Raw genomic sequence first — 15,983 nt, forward strand, 5'->3', positions numbered from 1 at the left:
GCTTTGAGCAATCGCAATTGTCATAAAGGGTGTGACTACGGCTATAAATAATAATTGTGACAAATTCAGCACTAAAAACTATTAACAGTTAATTTTATGCATCCTTTTTTGAAGGATGTTATAAAGGTAAGAATTTAGCATTTATTACTAGCCTTGGCGACATGAGTCACACGCCACTTAGTACAATTCAAAAAACAATGTACTTAATGTTTACCAAGTTATTGTAATTTAAATCTAGATTTTCTGAAATATACGCTAGTTTGACCTAGAGACGTATGACAAAGTCCTCTAATAGGCTTGCCCCGACAGCTAGCCCAGCCAAAAGTTCAATAATCTCGCATTTAACATCTTGGGCTGCTACCCCCAAAGGGATATCAACGATTCTGCTAGGCAAGATGGCATTCAAAATTGCGATCGCCTCAGCCATTTCTTTAGTTATCGCTCAGGGGTTGCAATGGGAATATCCGTTTTACGCAGTTATTGCCGCAATTATTGTCATGTCATCTACCCACGGCAGCACGCTCAAGCTAGGTATTCAGCGGTTAATTGGTACGGCTATTGGTGCTGTAACTGGGGCAATTTTTGCGATCGCATTAGGTAGTAATTTTTTGTCACTGGGAGTAAGTGTATTTCTCACCATATTTATTGCTTCCTCTGGGAAATTCAATGAGGCAGCTAAACTAGCAGGGTATATTTCCGCGATCGTGATTTTAAGTCATAGCCAGTCTCCCTGGCTCTATGCTTGGCAAAGGTTTTTAGAAACCTTGTTGGGTATTGTTGTGGCATTGTTAGCAAACAACTTGATTTTTCCTGCCCGTGCTGGCACAGAACTGAGGCGTTACTTATCGCAAATACTGGTTAACTTAGAGCAATTTTACGGGTTAGTTGTATACTGTGCTTTTACAGGAAACTACGATCGCCCTCGTGTGGATGCATTGAAATTATCTATTATTGCTTCACTGCGAACAGAGCGAGAGTTATGGCAGGAAGTCAAAAAAGGGCAAACCAACGAACCAATAGAAACCCGCGTGAATGAAGCTTGGGAGTTCCTGATTCGCAGAATTTGGGAACATATTTTGACTATGGAACACACCGTACTTACTAAACAGCAGGATACTTTCTGGCAGATTCTCTCAGTCCAAATTATCCAACTGGCACAAGAAACTCAAAATGCAATGCTTACCTTGGCAACAGCAGTCAAATCGCGCCAGTCTTGTTTATCTTTGACAGAAATGGAAGTTGCGATCGCAAATGCAACCCAAGAATTAACTCGATTGCCCCAAATTCAGCAAGCAGAATATTCTATGGATGAGCTACTGCGGTTTTTCACTTTTTTTTACACAATGCAAGAAGTAGGAAGAAAGTTGCAAAGAATGGCAGAAATGCTAAAGCATCCTTAGAACTTACGCAAAATCTCTCTGAAAGCCTCCTTCCTTTGTGTCGCGCCAGGTGCTACAACGGGGAGGCAGCCGTGTGGGCGGGTTTCCCGACTTGAACGGACTGCCGTGGGAACCCCCGCAACGCACTGACTTCTCTGTGTCCTCTGTGGTTCGTTTTTCCGTTACCTGTGTGTAAGTCCTGTAGCAAATGCGATCGCCAAAATAATAAATGAGTTCGCCGAAATAATAAATGAGTTCGCCGAAATAACAAATGAGTTCGCCAAAATAACAAATGAGTTCGCCGAAATAGCAAATGCGTTGGCGTAGCCCGCCGCAGGCATCGCTGAAATAACATTTCTGTTACTACTGCGTAAGTGCCGATCCTAATTCCTAATCAATTTACGTTCGTTTATAGGCGATAAATGTTACATTATCCTGTTGCCGTTGGTTATCTCTTAACCGTTGCTAATCAGTGAGAAATTTTCTCGAAACCCAACTGATGAGACCGCTAAGAATTGCACCACCCATGAGAATGCCAATAGCCGGGTTAAATACAGGTTGCCAAAGTTGATGCCATAAATCTAGACCTAGGTTGACTCCCGCAGCATCACCAATCGCGGCGATCGCTAACCAGCCAAAACCAAACAAAACTAAGAATACATCAGCAACTAAAACAAAGTTGAGCCAGCTTAAAAGTTTATCTTTCATAAGGGGACTGAGGACTGGGGACTGGGGATTAGGGATTAGGTATTGGGGATTAGGGATTAGGTATTGGGGATTAGGGATTGAGAAAAGGCAAGAACTATCTCTTTGCCCTTCAACCTTTTCCCTAGTCCTAGTCCCCAGTACCCAGTCCCCAATGCCCAATCCCCAATTACTCTTCAAATATCCAGCTTTTGACTTTCGCCAAACTCTGCCAATCTGGTTTTCTACTTAAACCATCTTCAATACTGTTTTGTATTTCATCCCGCCATTCAGGGTTGACAAAAATTAACTGCTTGACAAAATCAACATGTTGCCGTATGCCTTTTTGACTAGTTTCCAGCATTGCTACAGCGAGATTAACTCTAGCCTGTGGGTCTTGGGGATTTAACTTTACAGCTTTCTGTGCGGCTTTGTAAGCCAAGTTGGATTGGTTGTCGAGCATATACAACCATGCCAAACAAATCCAAGCGGAACCAGTTTTAGGAGCGCGATCGCACACCTCCTTAAACACAGGGATTAAAGCATCCGCTGCTTCACCAGCTTTATAACGTTCCAAACCTGTATCAAACAGGGATTCAACTGTTTGAGTCATAAAATATTTAGTCAATGGTCAATGGTCATTAGTCAGTGGTCAGTCGTCAATAGCAACCAACAACTGACAACTGACAATCTTACACGCCAAATGACTTACCACAACCACAGGTTTGAGCAGCGTTAGGGTTAGTGAATTGGAAGCCGCCACCAATCATGGCATCGTTATAATCGAGCATTAAGCCATAGAGATAAAGTAAGCTTTTGCGATCGCAAACGATTTTAAAGCCCTCATAATCAAAAACTTCATCCTGAGGGCCGATCTTACTGGCATCTTCAAAGTCCATCATGTAAGACATTCCAGAGCAGCCACCTTGTCGTACTCCGACTCGTAAGCAGAAGTCTGTGCCTTGCTTGTCCCGGAGGAACTTGACTTGGCGTAAAGCTGCTTCGCTCAACTGAATTCCGCGTTGTTGAGGCTGAGTTGCTTGTGTCATCTGCTTTTTTAACTCCTTGAGTAGTTTAACTAGTAGATAATTTAGACATATCAATACCCTCAGGTTGCCCTTGGGTTTTTGTTTTCATTTTAGCGATATTAATGTCGCTAATTGCCAAATTGTAAACACTGCGTTAAAAGCAGCCAAAGATTTTTATTCTAGAATTGAGAGATTCGGTGTGTTTAGAGATTCGGTATTTTCGGAGTTACAGCCTGAGGCGCAACCACTCTTCAGGTGCATTCAGGCAAATTTCATCCGAGGCTAGCCATTCCCAAAGCTCTATTTCCAAAATTGCTTCTTTTGGTTAACTTACTCTATGACAAGTTTTAATCGCTCTACCAGTCGTCGGTTGAAAAAACTAACTCAAATTCCTTCTGTATGGGAGGGCGATCGCCGTCCAATGTCATCATCGCACGGGCAGCATTCCGACTCAGAGGCAAATAGTGAATGTATTCTTTGGGTTGATGGTTCGCAAGGCATCGTCCGGGGAATGGACGTAGTAGCTTCAGAAACAGGGCCAGAAGCAATTGTTCGCACTTTAATGCGAGCGATGGAACATCCCCACAGTCCGGCTAAACCTGCCAGACCCCAAAGAATTGTAGTCAAAGACCGCGAGATCCAATTCTATTTGCGTGGGGTGCTGCAAGATTTGGACATTGCGATTGAATACACGCCAGAACTGCCGTTGATTGATGAACTGTTTCGTGGCTTTGCCGAAATCATCGATAGTCAAATTCCCGATTTACCCCCACAGTACGCCCAAGCTTTACGAGATAAAGCCTATGCAATTTGGCAAGCAGCACCCTGGGAATTTTTAGAAGAACACCAAATTTTATCAATCGAGATTAATAAGTGGGATGTTGGTACACTCTACGCCTCAATAATGGGAATGCTGGGGATGGAACATGGAATTTTGTTTTATCGTTCGGAAGATTCCCTCAAGCAATTTCGAGCAGCGGTTTTACGGGACGACGAACCCCAAGGACGTTTAGAAGAAGCTTTTTTAAAACAAGATTGCCTGTTTCTCACTTTTGAGCGTGCAGATGATACTGATGAAGATGAAGCAGTTAGCGATCTAGCTGATTTGCCGCTGTCAGAAATCGAGCCAACCTTTGGCAATATCCACCCCTTGGAAGGACTTAGGTCTGTTTTATATGATGAAGAAGCGTTGGTTGTATTTGTTGCCTTAGAAAGCCTAAACCGCTTTATTCGCGATCGCCGTAGCCAGCTTGATGAAGGCACTTTCCCTAGCCTCAGCCGTCGCTATCGCATTTCTGTACCTGCATCTAATGAAGCTACCAAGTCAGTTTCTGTGACTGTTTCTACCATGCCGGAACTGGCAGCAGAATTAGAAGAAATGGCAGGCTTTGGCACTCAAGAATCAGAATTTGGCGAACAATCCCCGAAGTTCCGTTCCCTACGAGATGATTTGATCCCCGAAGATTCTTTCCTCAGTTTGGGAGTAGTGTCTTGGGAAATGCTAGAGTTCTTGCGTGAAGGAGTAACGTATCATCAAGTCAGTGAAATTCAACAAGCAGGTGACGGATTGCCTGTAATTTTGATTCAGACTTCTCGTCCCAAGGCTAAAACCGTAATTGAAAGTATTGAGGCAGCTGGTGGACTAAAAGCAATATGTTTTAATCCTGGAGCCGATCCCTTTGATGGCGATCGCTACGACCTAGGTTTATTACAAACTCAAAATGGCGAATTATTTCTCTTTGGTGAATTTTTAGATGATGACCCAATTCATGTAGAAGCCCGGAAAAAATGGAATCAGCGGTGTAAAAATACCAAAGGATACTGCGGTCTAATTATTGCTAAAGGACTTACGGGATCTGCTCGTGGCAATCCTCAGCCGCGCGATATGATGGCTTTGTTAGAAGCGCGATCGCTTTCACCTAAAGATTTAGGCATAGGCACTCTCCAACTCATGCCCCAACTGCAATTAGAGTAAAAGTGCTGAGTGCTGAGTTTTAAGTGCTGTAGATGCTTCTGCGGCTACTCTACCTTGCGGGAACCTCTTCTCCTCCGGAGACGCTAACGCGAATGAGGGAACGAGAACGCCTAGCAAACCCAGAGGTGTAGCCAGCACTATGTAGTGAGAAGTCGCTAAGAGAGTTTCCCTCCAAGCGAACTTTACCTTTTAGTTATGGGACTATACTCAGCACTCAGCACTCAGCACTCAGAACTCATGTTAATTAATGCTCAAAATCCAGGTTCCTAAGTAACGCAGCAGTGGCACATCTCCAGGAGAAAGAATTTGACAGTTAAAATAATAAGTACCGCCGAATGCTGGGTTTTGCACGTTGGATAATACTACTTCCACTTTGTTACCTGCTGGCACTGGCTCTTGAGGATAAATTTCTAATACGCGACCTTCTTTGTTCCACTTCACTTCAGACAAGGGAACTTTTTTACCTTTTACCTTGACCTCTACTTTTTTCGGGTCGAATGTTCCTTTGTAATAATTTGGGTAGGTAATGGCAAATTGAGCGACTGCCAACTTCATCTTTTTCTCTGGAATTCTTAAGATGTATCTATCCCAACTATTAGTTTGTCCGCCAAAGTCTAACCGGAAGGGTAGCTGATTTTCGTTTTTGACACCGCTAAATAGTGTAAGTCCAGGTAAGCTTTGCGCCAAGGTCACAGCTGGTAAGCCAGCCAGTACACAACTTGTCACAGCTAAAGCAGAAAGCAAACGTCGCATAATTAAACTCCTCTCACTAGAATTAGGTTTTGTTATTTAAATAACGAAGATTTAGTATTCGTAACTAAACTTTACTACTGACTTCCTGACATTGGACGTTAGAGGCAGACAAATAGTGCCATTTACTATAGATGGTTGTTTACCAGTAAAAATACGCTGTAGTGGATTTAACGGACACTGTATTGTTTCATTACCTTTGTAGAATCGCCATTTCTATCCCCTGGATAGCCAAATCTGAACTAGATATAAACACAGTAAAGATTTGATTGTGTTTCTAAATATGTATAAGTGTATCTTAATTTAAGATTTTTGTTATAAAACTTGAGCCATGTCAATAGCGATCGCCAATGAACTTGGGATAGATTGATTAAAATAAGCTTGAATCAAAACGTGAATCCTTAAAAATTAATTGAAAAATTATCAAGCTTCCAAAAATGGCTAAATATTGCACTATGTAATATAAAGAAGACAAAAATTTTTCAATTCCTAAAAGAAGCTGAAGACCAGGATGCAAAGAAAGGAATCAACATAGGATTTGCAATAGCATGTAAACCTATTTCTAACTATCACTAAGCGTGAGTCTGCAAGCAGTAAAGTGAGGCTTTGTCTGGAAAACCAAGCGTGGGAAAGGAATTCAAGGCTCAATACACTAGCAAAAAAATCGCCGAAAGTTTCTGTCCAGAATTATTAAGTTCGAGACTTCCCTAATTGGGAAATTGCATATTAAGCAGACGATTAAGTATTTATCTCTAGGAGATTTCATGAGAATAGCAGTTGCTAAAGAAATAGAAGTTTGTGAGCGTCGTGTGGCATTAAATCCTGACACCGTTGCCCGCTTAGTCAAACAAGGCTTGGAAGTGCAGGTAGAAACTGGTGCGGGAGAGCGATCTTTTTTCAGCGATTCTGCTTATGAAGCAGCAGGAGCTAAAATTATCAGCGATCCCGCTAAATTATGGGGCGAAGCAGATATATTACTCAAAGTCAGCCCCCCGCAAGAGCGAGAAGATGGACGCTCAGAAATTGAATTACTGCGGGAAGGAGCTGTGTTAATCAGTTTCCTCAATCCTTTGGGAAATCCCGTGGTGGCGCAGCAACTAGCTAATCGCAAAGTCACAGCCTTGAGTATGGAGTTGATCCCCCGTACCACCAGGGCACAAAGTATGGATGCTTTATCTTCTCAAGCATCACTAGCAGGTTACAAAGCAGTTTTGATTGCGGCTGCGACATTACCAAAATATTTTCCAATGCTGACAACTGCCGCAGGCACGATCGCTCCTGCTAAAGTATTTATCATGGGCGCTGGTGTGGCCGGATTGCAAGCGATCGCCACCGCCAGACGCTTGGGAGCTGTGGTAGAAGCCTTTGACATCCGTCCCGCCGTCAAAGAAGAAGTGCAAAGCTTAGGAGCAAAATTCGTCGAAGTCAAACTCGAAGAAGAAACAACTGCCGCTGGTGGCTACGCCAAAGAAATTTCTGAAGCTAGCAAACAACGTACCCAAGAAGTCGTCGCCGAACATGTCAAAAATGCTGATGTGGTGATTACTACGGCTCAAGTTCCTGGGAAAAAAGCACCATTGCTAGTCACAGAAGAAATGGTGGCACAGATGAAACCCGGTTCGGTAATCGTGGATATGGCTGCCGAACAAGGTGGTAACTGTGCTTGTACAGAACCCGGTAAAGATATTGTCTGGAACGGCGTGACGATTGTTGGCCCCATCAACTTACCATCATCGATGCCAGTCCACGCCAGCCAATTGTATTCTAAGAACCTGACATCTTTGATTCAACTACTAATTAATAAAGAAAAAGCTTTGCAAGTAGACTTTGCCGACGACATCGTTGATGCAGCTTGCATTACCCATGCAGGTGAAATTCGCAATCAACGAGTGCGGGATGCGCTACAAGCAGTCAGCGGTGTCGGTGCGGCTCAATAAGTTAGTTGTTAGTTGTCAGTTGTCAGTTGTTTTTTGCTTCTGATCGCTGACTACTGACCACTGACTACTGACAAAATTTCAGGAGTTTTTTCATGACAGAAGCATTACTTGCTGCTTTGTTTGTATTTGTTTTGGCATCTTTTATCGGCTTTGAAGTGATTAACAAAGTCCCGCCAACTCTGCACACGCCATTAATGTCAGGCTCAAATGCAATTTCTGGCATTGCGGTACTTGGGGCAATAGTGGCTGCTGGTGCTAGAGAGACAAGTATTTCGGTAATTCTCGGTTTGATTGCTGTGGTACTGGCGACAGTTAACGTTGTAGGTGGTTTTCTAGTCACCGACAGAATGCTGCAAATGTTCAAGAAAAAGGAGATTAAGGCGTGAGCGATTTTCTACCAACTGGGATTCAGCTGACGTACTTAGTCGCTGCATCTTTATTCATTCTGGGTTTGAAAAAGCTGGGATCGCCAGCTACAGCTCGCAACGGTAATGTCATTGCTGCCGTAGGGATGCTGCTAGCAATTGTGGCGACAATGCTAGATCAACATGTATTGAATTATGAAATGATTTTGTTAGGCTTGGCGATTGGTTCGGCAATTGGTGCGATCGCAGCCTACAAAGTCCAAATGACAGAAATGCCCCAAATGGTGGGTTTACTCAACGGTTTGGGTGGTGCGGCTTCCGCACTAGTCGCTGTTGCTGAATTCTGGCGATTATTGGGAAATTCTCAACCCATACCCCTTGATGTCAACATTTCCATGCTGTTGGATGTGTTAATCGGTGGTGTTACCTTCACAGGTAGTTTTCTCGCCTTTGCAAAGTTGCAAGGTTTAATCAGCGGTTCCCCGATTACATTTCCTTTCCAGCAACCATTTAACCTCTTGCTGCTAGGTGCTTATGTGGCGGGTAGTGCTTACTTAATCGTTACACCTGATAGCCTACCCATATTCTTAGCAGTGGTTGCTGTTTCTTTAGTACTGGGCGTAATGTTCGTCATCCCCATTGGTGGTGGCGATATGCCTGTGGTAATTTCGCTGTTGAACTCCTTGTCAGGTATAGCTGCTGCTGCTGCTGGGTTCGTGGTGATGAACAATATGTTGATCATCGCTGGGGCATTAGTGGGAGCCTCTGGTATTATCCTTACCGAAATTATGTGTAAAGCTATGAACCGTTCGCTCTTCAGCGTGCTGTTTAGCGCTTTTGGTTCAGTGGCTGCTAGCGGTGGCGGTGCAGCAGGTAGTACAGGCGATCAAACCGTCCGCAGCATCGATCCCGAAGAAGGCGCGATGATGTTGGGTTATGCTCGTAACGTAGTGATTGTGCCTGGTTATGGTATGGCTGTAGCCCAAGCGCAACATAGCGTGCGAGAGTTGGCAGATCAGCTAGAGCGGATGGGCGTTGATGTTAAGTATGCCATTCACCCCGTTGCTGGAAGAATGCCGGGGCATATGAATGTGTTGCTGGCAGAGGCAAATGTGGCTTATACGCAGTTGTACGATATGGATGATATCAATCCCCAGTTTGAACAAGCGGATGTAGCTTTAGTAATTGGGGCAAATGATGTGGTAAATCCAGCGGCGCGTAGCGATACTAATAGCCCGATTTATGGTATGCCGATTCTGGAAGTAGATAAGGCGAAGCAGACAATTGTAATTAAGCGCGGGATGAGTACGGGTTTTGCTGGTGTAGATAATGAATTGTTCTACAAAGATAAAACTACGATGCTCTTTGGTAGCGCTAAAGATATGGTGTCGAAGTTGGTTTCGGAAGTGAAGCAACTTTAAACGAACCGCGTAGACGCGAAGCGGCTTCCCGCAGGGTAGGGCGCGAAGAGCGCGAAGAAATAATTTAGTAAAGTTAGCTTGCCTTGGGAGTGTGATGCTTCTGAGGCAAGTTTTTTATTATTTCGTGCAAAGGCGCAAAGAAGAGAAAGAATGAACAGAGTTGAATCCTTAAATGATTTAGAAATTTCAACGTCAGATTTTCAATTAAACTTTTGATTTTAATCATCTTCATTAAGCCCATTTAAGAATTGCTTCCATCTAGACAGAAGTGCTGACTGACTTGGTTGATATCTAGAGCATATAAGTTTTCTACCATCCAATTTTTGATAACCAGCTTTTAGAACTTTTGGATGAAACTTTACTTCTAGAGATTCTGGGTTAATACCTAATAAATTAAGATCAAATAAAGTATGTAAATCTGCACGTAACAAAAGCCCATTATCTGGATGATTATCATCAGTACCACGATAGGGCGAGATATGAGCAGCTTCTAAAACATCAAGTAGCTTTAACCCAGTAATCATACATTGAGCGCCATAGCGTTGACGTAACAAGTCTCTAAACTTGGACTGTCCACGACGTTCTTTTATTTGACGAAATACTGTTTCACGTCTATCTTCCGTTACAGGAACATATTCAGAAGCTTCATCACCTTGAAGATATTTAGAATAATTGTTTTTATTAATTAACTTAGCAACCGCAGGAGTATTTTTTAGTAAAGTTGCTTGAATTTGCTGTAAGTCAATTGAGTTAATTGAAAGCTGTATATTATATCTTGGGCAAGCTTGTTGTAGTACCTTTAGTTCAATTGCACCTTCTGCTGCCACAAATGTATCACCAAAATATGCAGTGAATTTTTTACACTCTTTAGGCTCTGTCAGGGGTATATCAAAATCATAACCACAGCGAGGACAATGAAAGATAGGTTTCTTTTTTGGTTTATTAAACCGTGTAGTACGACATGAAGGACAACGCAATAGTTCTTTTATTCCTGGAGAACTCTTAATCAATTCAATTTGAGCAATACCAAGAAGTTGCTCTTTATCCCGCAATAAAACTAAATCACCTTCCGTCACTTGTTTATAATTAGGTACTTTATTGTCATACTGATATACCTTAGAAATTTCATCTTCATAACCAAGATTACCACCGTATTGTCGCTGGTCACCAAAACTTAGTAGTAACCATGTTCTAGGTGTTTTCTGCTCAGAAATTAATTTTTCCATTGGAAAACTTTTTATTTAAGTAGTCATTATTATTAGAGTTTCCAAAATAAGATTAAATTTAAAATTAGCTGTATACTAATCCGATTTCAAAATATTATCTACTAAATTATTGAAACATCTCTCAGAATGCGATCGCACCCTTTTTTCCTCTGCGTTCTCTGCGCCTCTGTGGTTCGTAAAACACAGCGATCGCTCATCAATGACATGATATAAATTTTAAATGATAGACCACGATCGCTTATTTAAAGAACTACTCACAACCTTCTTTTGGGAGTTCATCGAGTTATTCTTCCCAGAAATAACCGCTTATCTGGAAAGAGATGGCATCTCCTTCATTGACAAAGAAGTATTTACCGATGTAACTGCTGGAGAAAAATATGAAACTGATCTAGTAGTAAAAGCTAGATTTAGAGAAAAAGAATCATTTTTTCTGGTGCATCTAGAACATCAGGCTTATTATCAAGAAGCTTTTGATTTACGGATGTATCGCTACTTTGCTAGGTTGTATGAAAAGTATGGCTTGCCAGTTTATCCCATAGCATTATTTTCTTACGACACCCCCAAAAAAGCCGAAACCAATTTTCATCAGGTAGCATTTCCCAATAAAGTTATCTTGCAATTCAACTATGATGTCATCCAGTTGAATCGCCTGAATTGGCGAGAATATCTGCAACAGCAAAATCCTGTAGCTAGTGCCCTGATGGCTAAAATGAATATAGCTCCAAAAGACCGCCCTAGAGTCAAATCTGAGTGTCTGCGCCTCCTAGCTACATTGCAGTTAGATCCAGCGCGAACGCAGTTGATTTCTGGGTTTATTGATAGCTATCTGCGACTAAATGCCCAAGAACAAGAAATTTTCCAGGCTGAAATTGCTCAATTTGAACCAACTCAACAGGAGATAGTTATGCAAATCGTCACCAGTTGGATGGAAGAAGGGATACAACAAGGACTGCAACAAGGAGAGTTGAAAATAATCCAGCGCCAATTAATACGGCGAATCGGTGCGATCGCTCCTGAATTACAAGAGCAAGTACGTGGTTTATCGTTAACTCAGTTAGAGGATTTAGCGGAAGCCTTACTAGATTTCTCTACCGAAGCTGATTTAATAGCTTGGTTGCAACAGAGGTAGTAATGCAAATCGTCACTAGTTGGATGGAAGAAGGGATACAACAAGGAGAATTGAAAATAATCCAGCGTCTATTAACACGGCGAATCGGTGCGATCGCTCCTGAATTACAAGAGCAAGTACGTGGGTTATCGTCAACTCAGTTAGAGGATTTAGCGGAAGCCTTGCTCGATTTCTCTACCGAAGCTGATTTAGTGGCTTGGTTACAACAGCAGCAATCATAAACTTATTCACCCAAGCGATCGCTGATACTCAAATTTTGTAGTAATTGGATAATTTTTTAGTTTTATATAAATTCGTTGAGCTAGTAATAATATTTATTGTAATCAATTTAAGTTCTTCAGTACTTATTATATCAAAATATAATGCTTTCGGTAGTTGATTATTTAATTATTTCAACACCAAAAATGCAATATAAATAAGTATCATATCAATGATAAGTATATTAATTATAAACAAGATATTGATTTTATATCCTCCTGACTTCAAGAATAATATAACAGCTCTATTGACTATTCCTATAATTCCCGATATTGAAATTAAATAAATCAGAGCTGTTGCGAATGCGTAGGAAAAACCATTTCCTCGCCTTTCATTTGGTGTAGTTTCATGTTCGTAATACAGATAAATGGCTAAAGTTCCAAAAAAAAGAGCATAAATTATTAGCCACTTCATATTAGGCATAACCTGAGCAAGAAAAAAGGGAATAATTACACCTAATGCAAAAATTAAAATAACGTGAGTTCGACGGAACTAAAAAATGGCAGTAGGTAGCGCAGGCAAATCTTTTGGATAAATATCAATTGAAGGTTTTTTAGGCAAATAGGTATAAGCAGCTAAACCAGCCATCAAATTAACCAAAAAGTTAAATGGACTACGATGACGAGAGTGTTCGATTTGACATATATTTTTCAGATGGTCATTGACGGACTCAATCACAGCACGTTTGCGTAACAGAATTTTATCAATAAGTTTTACCAAGCGGTTTTTCATTTTCTTTTTAGATTTTGTGACTAATTGCAACCCTCGTTCATATAACTCCTCAAATAATTTTTGAGAGATGTAACCTCTGTCACCAAAGAGTTTACCAATTAGGTCACGAGTCATATCTGGGACTGGTTTTCGGTCATCCACATTTGCTGGAGTTAGTGAAAATGCAAGTAATTCTCCACAATCATTAATAATCAGATGCAGTTTAAATCCAAAGTGCCAGCCCACAGAATTTTTGCCCCATTTCACCAACCCTTTAAATACCTTATGAGAATGCGCCCGACAGTTGTGACAAACATTAATTGGGGTGGAATCGATAAAACTAATCCCTGTAATTTCTCCTGTTCGTGTATGCAAAAAACAACACAATAACATTAAACACCAAGGCATGAGTTCCACAAACCTTGTGTAGCTGACCAAGTTGGGAAACGCTCCACGCCAGCTTTGTAGTACGTGCAACGTGTAGAACTCCTTGAAAGTCTTATAACCACTACCATGAAATGCAATTACGATTGTCATCACTTCTGATAAGTGCATCCGGGAAGTACTGCGACACTCTCCCTTTGTGGATGGTAACTGTGGTACTTGTTGCCACAAGTTCTGCCACTGGCGACAAAAATCATCTACGTCCCAGAAGATTTGTTCGATATCCAGGCGAGATACAATAGTAGACATAGCCGATACCCTCATTTTTCTTAGATATTTTTAGTCTCGGCGTTTTTTTGTGCCTTTTTTACTCATTCTCAATCAATCAAGTGCGATCGCTGCGACCTGCTCAGTTTCTCATATTTCATATCTAGTAAGCTTTTTGGCGTTTTCCAACCGTCGAACTCACGTTAAAATAAGAGAATCTAGCATTTATAATTTTTCAGTTTATATTATTAAGTTTTATAATAATATCTACACAAATGTCTTGTAATCTTCAATTTTACTAGCCAAGCGTGCAGCTAGAAACGGACTTGCATCCTGCAAAGCTTTGTAAATCTGAATACCTTCTTCTCGATATCGAATAATTTTTTCTTGAGTCCAATAATATGGTGGTGCTTGTAGATTGGTAATTCTATCGGCTAACTTTACCATCCATATTTCTTGCGGTTGCTCTTTTATCCTTCTTAAACTATCTGCCATTTGCAGATGCTTTGCTAAACTTTCATCTTTAGTTAATGCAAGTACACCATTAGCTACTGATTCCCCAAATTTAGTTTTTACTTGCTCAAACGTTATATCAGTATCTTCAATGGTGTCATGTAAAAGACTACATTGAAGAGCTAAATCTCCATCACTTTTTGCTTCTACATTTAAGGCAGCAATTACTTCCATGCTGACAAAACTCAAGTGCATAATGTAGGGTATTTCTGAACCCGGCATCTTTTGACCTTGATGTGCCTGTGCTGCAAATTTATAAGCTTTAATATAAGTTTCTTGCGACCAATTTTGTTTCATATCCAGGAATGCTTTAATTTAATCATCTGGAAATTGCCAAGATGAAATACTTTCTACATCTTTGCTACTACATTTAATACAAGTAACATCAAATTTTGAATCCATCCACTCATAACCGCAAGCACGACAGCAACAAAAAATATTATTGCGGTTTGCATCTTTTATACCCTGATGCCATTGCTGGAGTTGGTCAGGATTTGGGAAAGGAAAATTATCAGACGGCAAGCCAAATAACATGTATTTTATATAGGTATAATTTTAGGTAGAAAAGTTGCCAATACTTGATATTAATCCTGATACTACTTTGCTGAGTTTAGTAGATTGAAAAGTTTTTTCACTTTCGGGCGATCGCTAAATTAATGTGAAAGATTCACAATATATTTGCGATCGCTCAGTGCATTCATTTACCTCAAGTTTTTTAGAAAAACCAACCGTAAGAATGTAAACCTTTACCCAAAAGATTCACACCAAGATAGCAAACCCAGACAACGACAAAGCCACTGGCAGCTAAAATCGCCGGACTACGCCCTTGCCAACCACGAGTGATGCGGGTATGTAGGTAGGCAGCGAAAACTAACCAAGTAATTAACGCCCATGTTTCTTTCGGGTCCCAACTCCAATAAGAACCCCAAGCTTCGTTAGCCCAAACAGCACCAGCAATAATACCAATCGTCAGCAAAGGAAATCCTAATCCAATGATGCGATAGCTGATGTTATCAAGAGTTTCAGCTAGACTTAGACGCTGAGGTGAAAGTGGTTCTGAATTTTGGACTGTGGATTGTTGATTTGGAATTGGGGTTGTAATTACTGCTCCCAAAACAGCAGTGTTACTGTTGCCGTTTTTATTACTTTCAAGACGAGCAAAGCCGTTATTGTCGCCAACAGATGTTTGTGGTTGAGAAATTAGCTCGCCAGCTTTTTGTAAGCGGTAGCCATTGCTACGATAGCCACCCGTACCCACAGAACTGCCTTGTAGTTGAATGTTTTGCCCGCGAGTGACTATCAGAAAAGCGATCGCTAACAAAGAACCCACCATTAAAGCAGCATAACTCAACATCATGACGCTGACGTGCATCATTAGCCAGTTCGACTTCAAGGCAGGCACTAAAGGTTCTGCGGCTTGCATTTGGGATGGTAATGTGAGGGTGGCAAAAGCAGCGATACTCATAGCCACAGGGGCGGTGACAACTCCTACTAAGCGGCTACCACTGGTATTTTCAGCAATTAAATGAATAGTAGTAATGCCCCAAGTTAAGAAAAATAAAGACTCATACAGATTGCTCAAAGGAAAATAACCAGCTTCTATCCATCGTGCCCCAAGAAGGGTAGCTATGCACAAATTAGCGATCGCCATCCCAGCTGTTCCCAAGGCGGTAGTTGCTGATAGATATGGGAAAGCTGCCCCCACCCAATACACCAGCATTGTCAGGAATAAAATGGCAAAAGAAGCATTGTCCAGCCAATTCTGGAGTCCAACCAGATTCATAAAGCGTTCTCCCCAGTGGATTCTTTAAAAGATAGATTCTGACTGTTCTGATCCTATCTGCTTAGAGGCTAACGGGATATGGAAAAGTCAGTTGTCAGTTGTCAGTTGTCAGAAGGCAAGAGTAATTATTATTTCTTGTCCCCCTCATCCCCCTCATCTCCCCCATCTCCCTC

Annotated in this window: 17 protein-coding genes; 7 read left to right on the forward strand and 10 right to left on the reverse strand. The window is 41.4% G+C overall.

Translation table 11 applies throughout. The features are described from left to right. Positions 1-275: 275 nt before the first annotated feature. Positions 276-1,400, forward strand: a complete 1,125-nt coding sequence (locus tag I8752_RS13030; RefSeq protein ID WP_214432744.1) for an FUSC family protein — start codon at positions 276-278, stop codon at positions 1,398-1,400. A gap of 52 nt (positions 1,401-1,452) precedes the next feature. On the opposite strand, the gene I8752_RS13035 is transcribed toward I8752_RS13030, so the two are convergent. The 4 genes from I8752_RS13035 to I8752_RS13050 form a co-directional block, all read right to left on the reverse strand. After that, complete coding sequence (locus I8752_RS13035) at positions 1,453-1,734, reverse strand: hypothetical protein (RefSeq protein ID WP_214432745.1); 282 nt, start codon at positions 1,732-1,734, stop codon at positions 1,453-1,455. A gap of 110 nt (positions 1,735-1,844) precedes the next feature. Further along, positions 1,845-2,087, reverse strand: a complete 243-nt coding sequence (locus I8752_RS13040) for a hypothetical protein (RefSeq protein ID WP_214432746.1) — start codon at positions 2,085-2,087, stop codon at positions 1,845-1,847. A gap of 166 nt (positions 2,088-2,253) precedes the next feature. Next, positions 2,254-2,676, reverse strand: coding sequence for a tetratricopeptide repeat protein (locus I8752_RS13045; RefSeq protein WP_214432761.1), 423 nt, complete (start codon positions 2,674-2,676; stop codon positions 2,254-2,256). Between the two features lie 79 nt (positions 2,677-2,755). Further along, entirely contained in the window at positions 2,756-3,112 is a 357-nt protein-coding gene (locus I8752_RS13050; RefSeq protein ID WP_214432747.1) for an iron-sulfur cluster assembly accessory protein, read from the reverse strand. A gap of 316 nt (positions 3,113-3,428) precedes the next feature. On the opposite strand from I8752_RS13050, the gene I8752_RS13055 reads away from it, so the two are divergent. Further along, entirely contained in the window at positions 3,429-5,066 is a 1,638-nt protein-coding gene (locus I8752_RS13055) for a DUF6930 domain-containing protein (protein WP_214432748.1), read from the forward strand. A gap of 240 nt (positions 5,067-5,306) precedes the next feature. Here the strand turns inward: I8752_RS13055 and I8752_RS13060 are convergent, their stop codons facing one another. After that, positions 5,307-5,819 carry a DUF2808 domain-containing protein gene (locus I8752_RS13060; protein WP_214432749.1) on the reverse strand — a complete coding sequence of 171 codons (513 nt, stop codon included), beginning with the start codon at positions 5,817-5,819 and terminating at the stop codon, positions 5,307-5,309. A 761-nt stretch (positions 5,820-6,580) separates the two neighbouring features. Here I8752_RS13060 and I8752_RS13065 point away from each other — a divergent pair. From I8752_RS13065 to I8752_RS13075, 3 genes are all read left to right on the forward strand, one after another. Beyond that, a complete protein-coding gene (locus I8752_RS13065) occupies positions 6,581-7,753 on the forward strand; it encodes a Re/Si-specific NAD(P)(+) transhydrogenase subunit alpha (RefSeq protein WP_214432750.1) in 1,173 nt (390 codons plus the stop codon). A gap of 92 nt (positions 7,754-7,845) precedes the next feature. Then, positions 7,846-8,139, forward strand: a complete 294-nt coding sequence (locus I8752_RS13070) for an NAD(P) transhydrogenase subunit alpha (RefSeq protein WP_214432751.1) — start codon at positions 7,846-7,848, stop codon at positions 8,137-8,139. Next, the gene (locus I8752_RS13075; RefSeq protein WP_214432752.1) at positions 8,136-9,539 is read left to right on the forward strand and encodes an NAD(P)(+) transhydrogenase (Re/Si-specific) subunit beta; all 1,404 of its coding nucleotides are present in this window, start codon (positions 8,136-8,138) and stop codon (positions 9,537-9,539) included. The genes I8752_RS13070 and I8752_RS13075 overlap by 4 nt, the downstream gene beginning before the upstream one ends. A gap of 218 nt (positions 9,540-9,757) precedes the next feature. On the opposite strand, the gene I8752_RS13080 is transcribed toward I8752_RS13075, so the two are convergent. Continuing rightward, entirely contained in the window at positions 9,758-10,765 is a 1,008-nt protein-coding gene (locus I8752_RS13080) for an HNH endonuclease (RefSeq protein ID WP_214432753.1), read from the reverse strand. Between the two features lie 220 nt (positions 10,766-10,985). Between I8752_RS13080 and I8752_RS13085 the strand changes: the two genes are divergently transcribed. Both I8752_RS13085 and I8752_RS13090 read left to right on the forward strand, forming a co-directional pair. Then, a complete protein-coding gene (locus I8752_RS13085) occupies positions 10,986-11,894 on the forward strand; it encodes a DUF4351 domain-containing protein (protein WP_214432754.1) in 909 nt (302 codons plus the stop codon). A 2-nt stretch (positions 11,895-11,896) separates the two neighbouring features. After that, on the forward strand, positions 11,897-12,115 hold the full coding sequence (locus I8752_RS13090; protein ID WP_214432755.1) for a DUF4351 domain-containing protein: 219 nt from the start codon (positions 11,897-11,899) through the stop codon (positions 12,113-12,115). A 529-nt stretch (positions 12,116-12,644) separates the two neighbouring features. On the opposite strand, the gene I8752_RS13095 is transcribed toward I8752_RS13090, so the two are convergent. From I8752_RS13095 to ccsB, 4 genes are all read right to left on the reverse strand, one after another. Continuing rightward, a complete protein-coding gene (locus I8752_RS13095) occupies positions 12,645-13,535 on the reverse strand; it encodes an IS982 family transposase (protein WP_214432762.1) in 891 nt (296 codons plus the stop codon). Between the two features lie 246 nt (positions 13,536-13,781). Next, complete coding sequence (locus I8752_RS13100) at positions 13,782-14,324, reverse strand: HD domain-containing protein (RefSeq protein ID WP_214432756.1); 543 nt, start codon at positions 14,322-14,324, stop codon at positions 13,782-13,784. A gap of 18 nt (positions 14,325-14,342) precedes the next feature. Then, positions 14,343-14,561 (reverse strand): hydrogenase maturation nickel metallochaperone HypA, encoded by a 219-nt coding sequence (locus tag I8752_RS13105; RefSeq protein ID WP_214432757.1) that lies wholly within the window; start codon positions 14,559-14,561, stop codon positions 14,343-14,345. Positions 14,562-14,742: 181 nt separating this feature from the next. Further along, positions 14,743-15,810, reverse strand: coding sequence for a c-type cytochrome biogenesis protein CcsB (ccsB, locus tag I8752_RS13110; protein ID WP_214432758.1), 1,068 nt, complete (start codon positions 15,808-15,810; stop codon positions 14,743-14,745). Between the last annotated feature and the right edge of the window lie 173 nt (positions 15,811-15,983).

Source organism: Dendronalium phyllosphericum CENA369 (assembly GCF_016056275.1).
In the GTDB taxonomy this organism is placed as follows: Bacteria; Cyanobacteriota; Cyanobacteriia; order Cyanobacteriales; family Nostocaceae; genus Dendronalium; species Dendronalium phyllosphericum.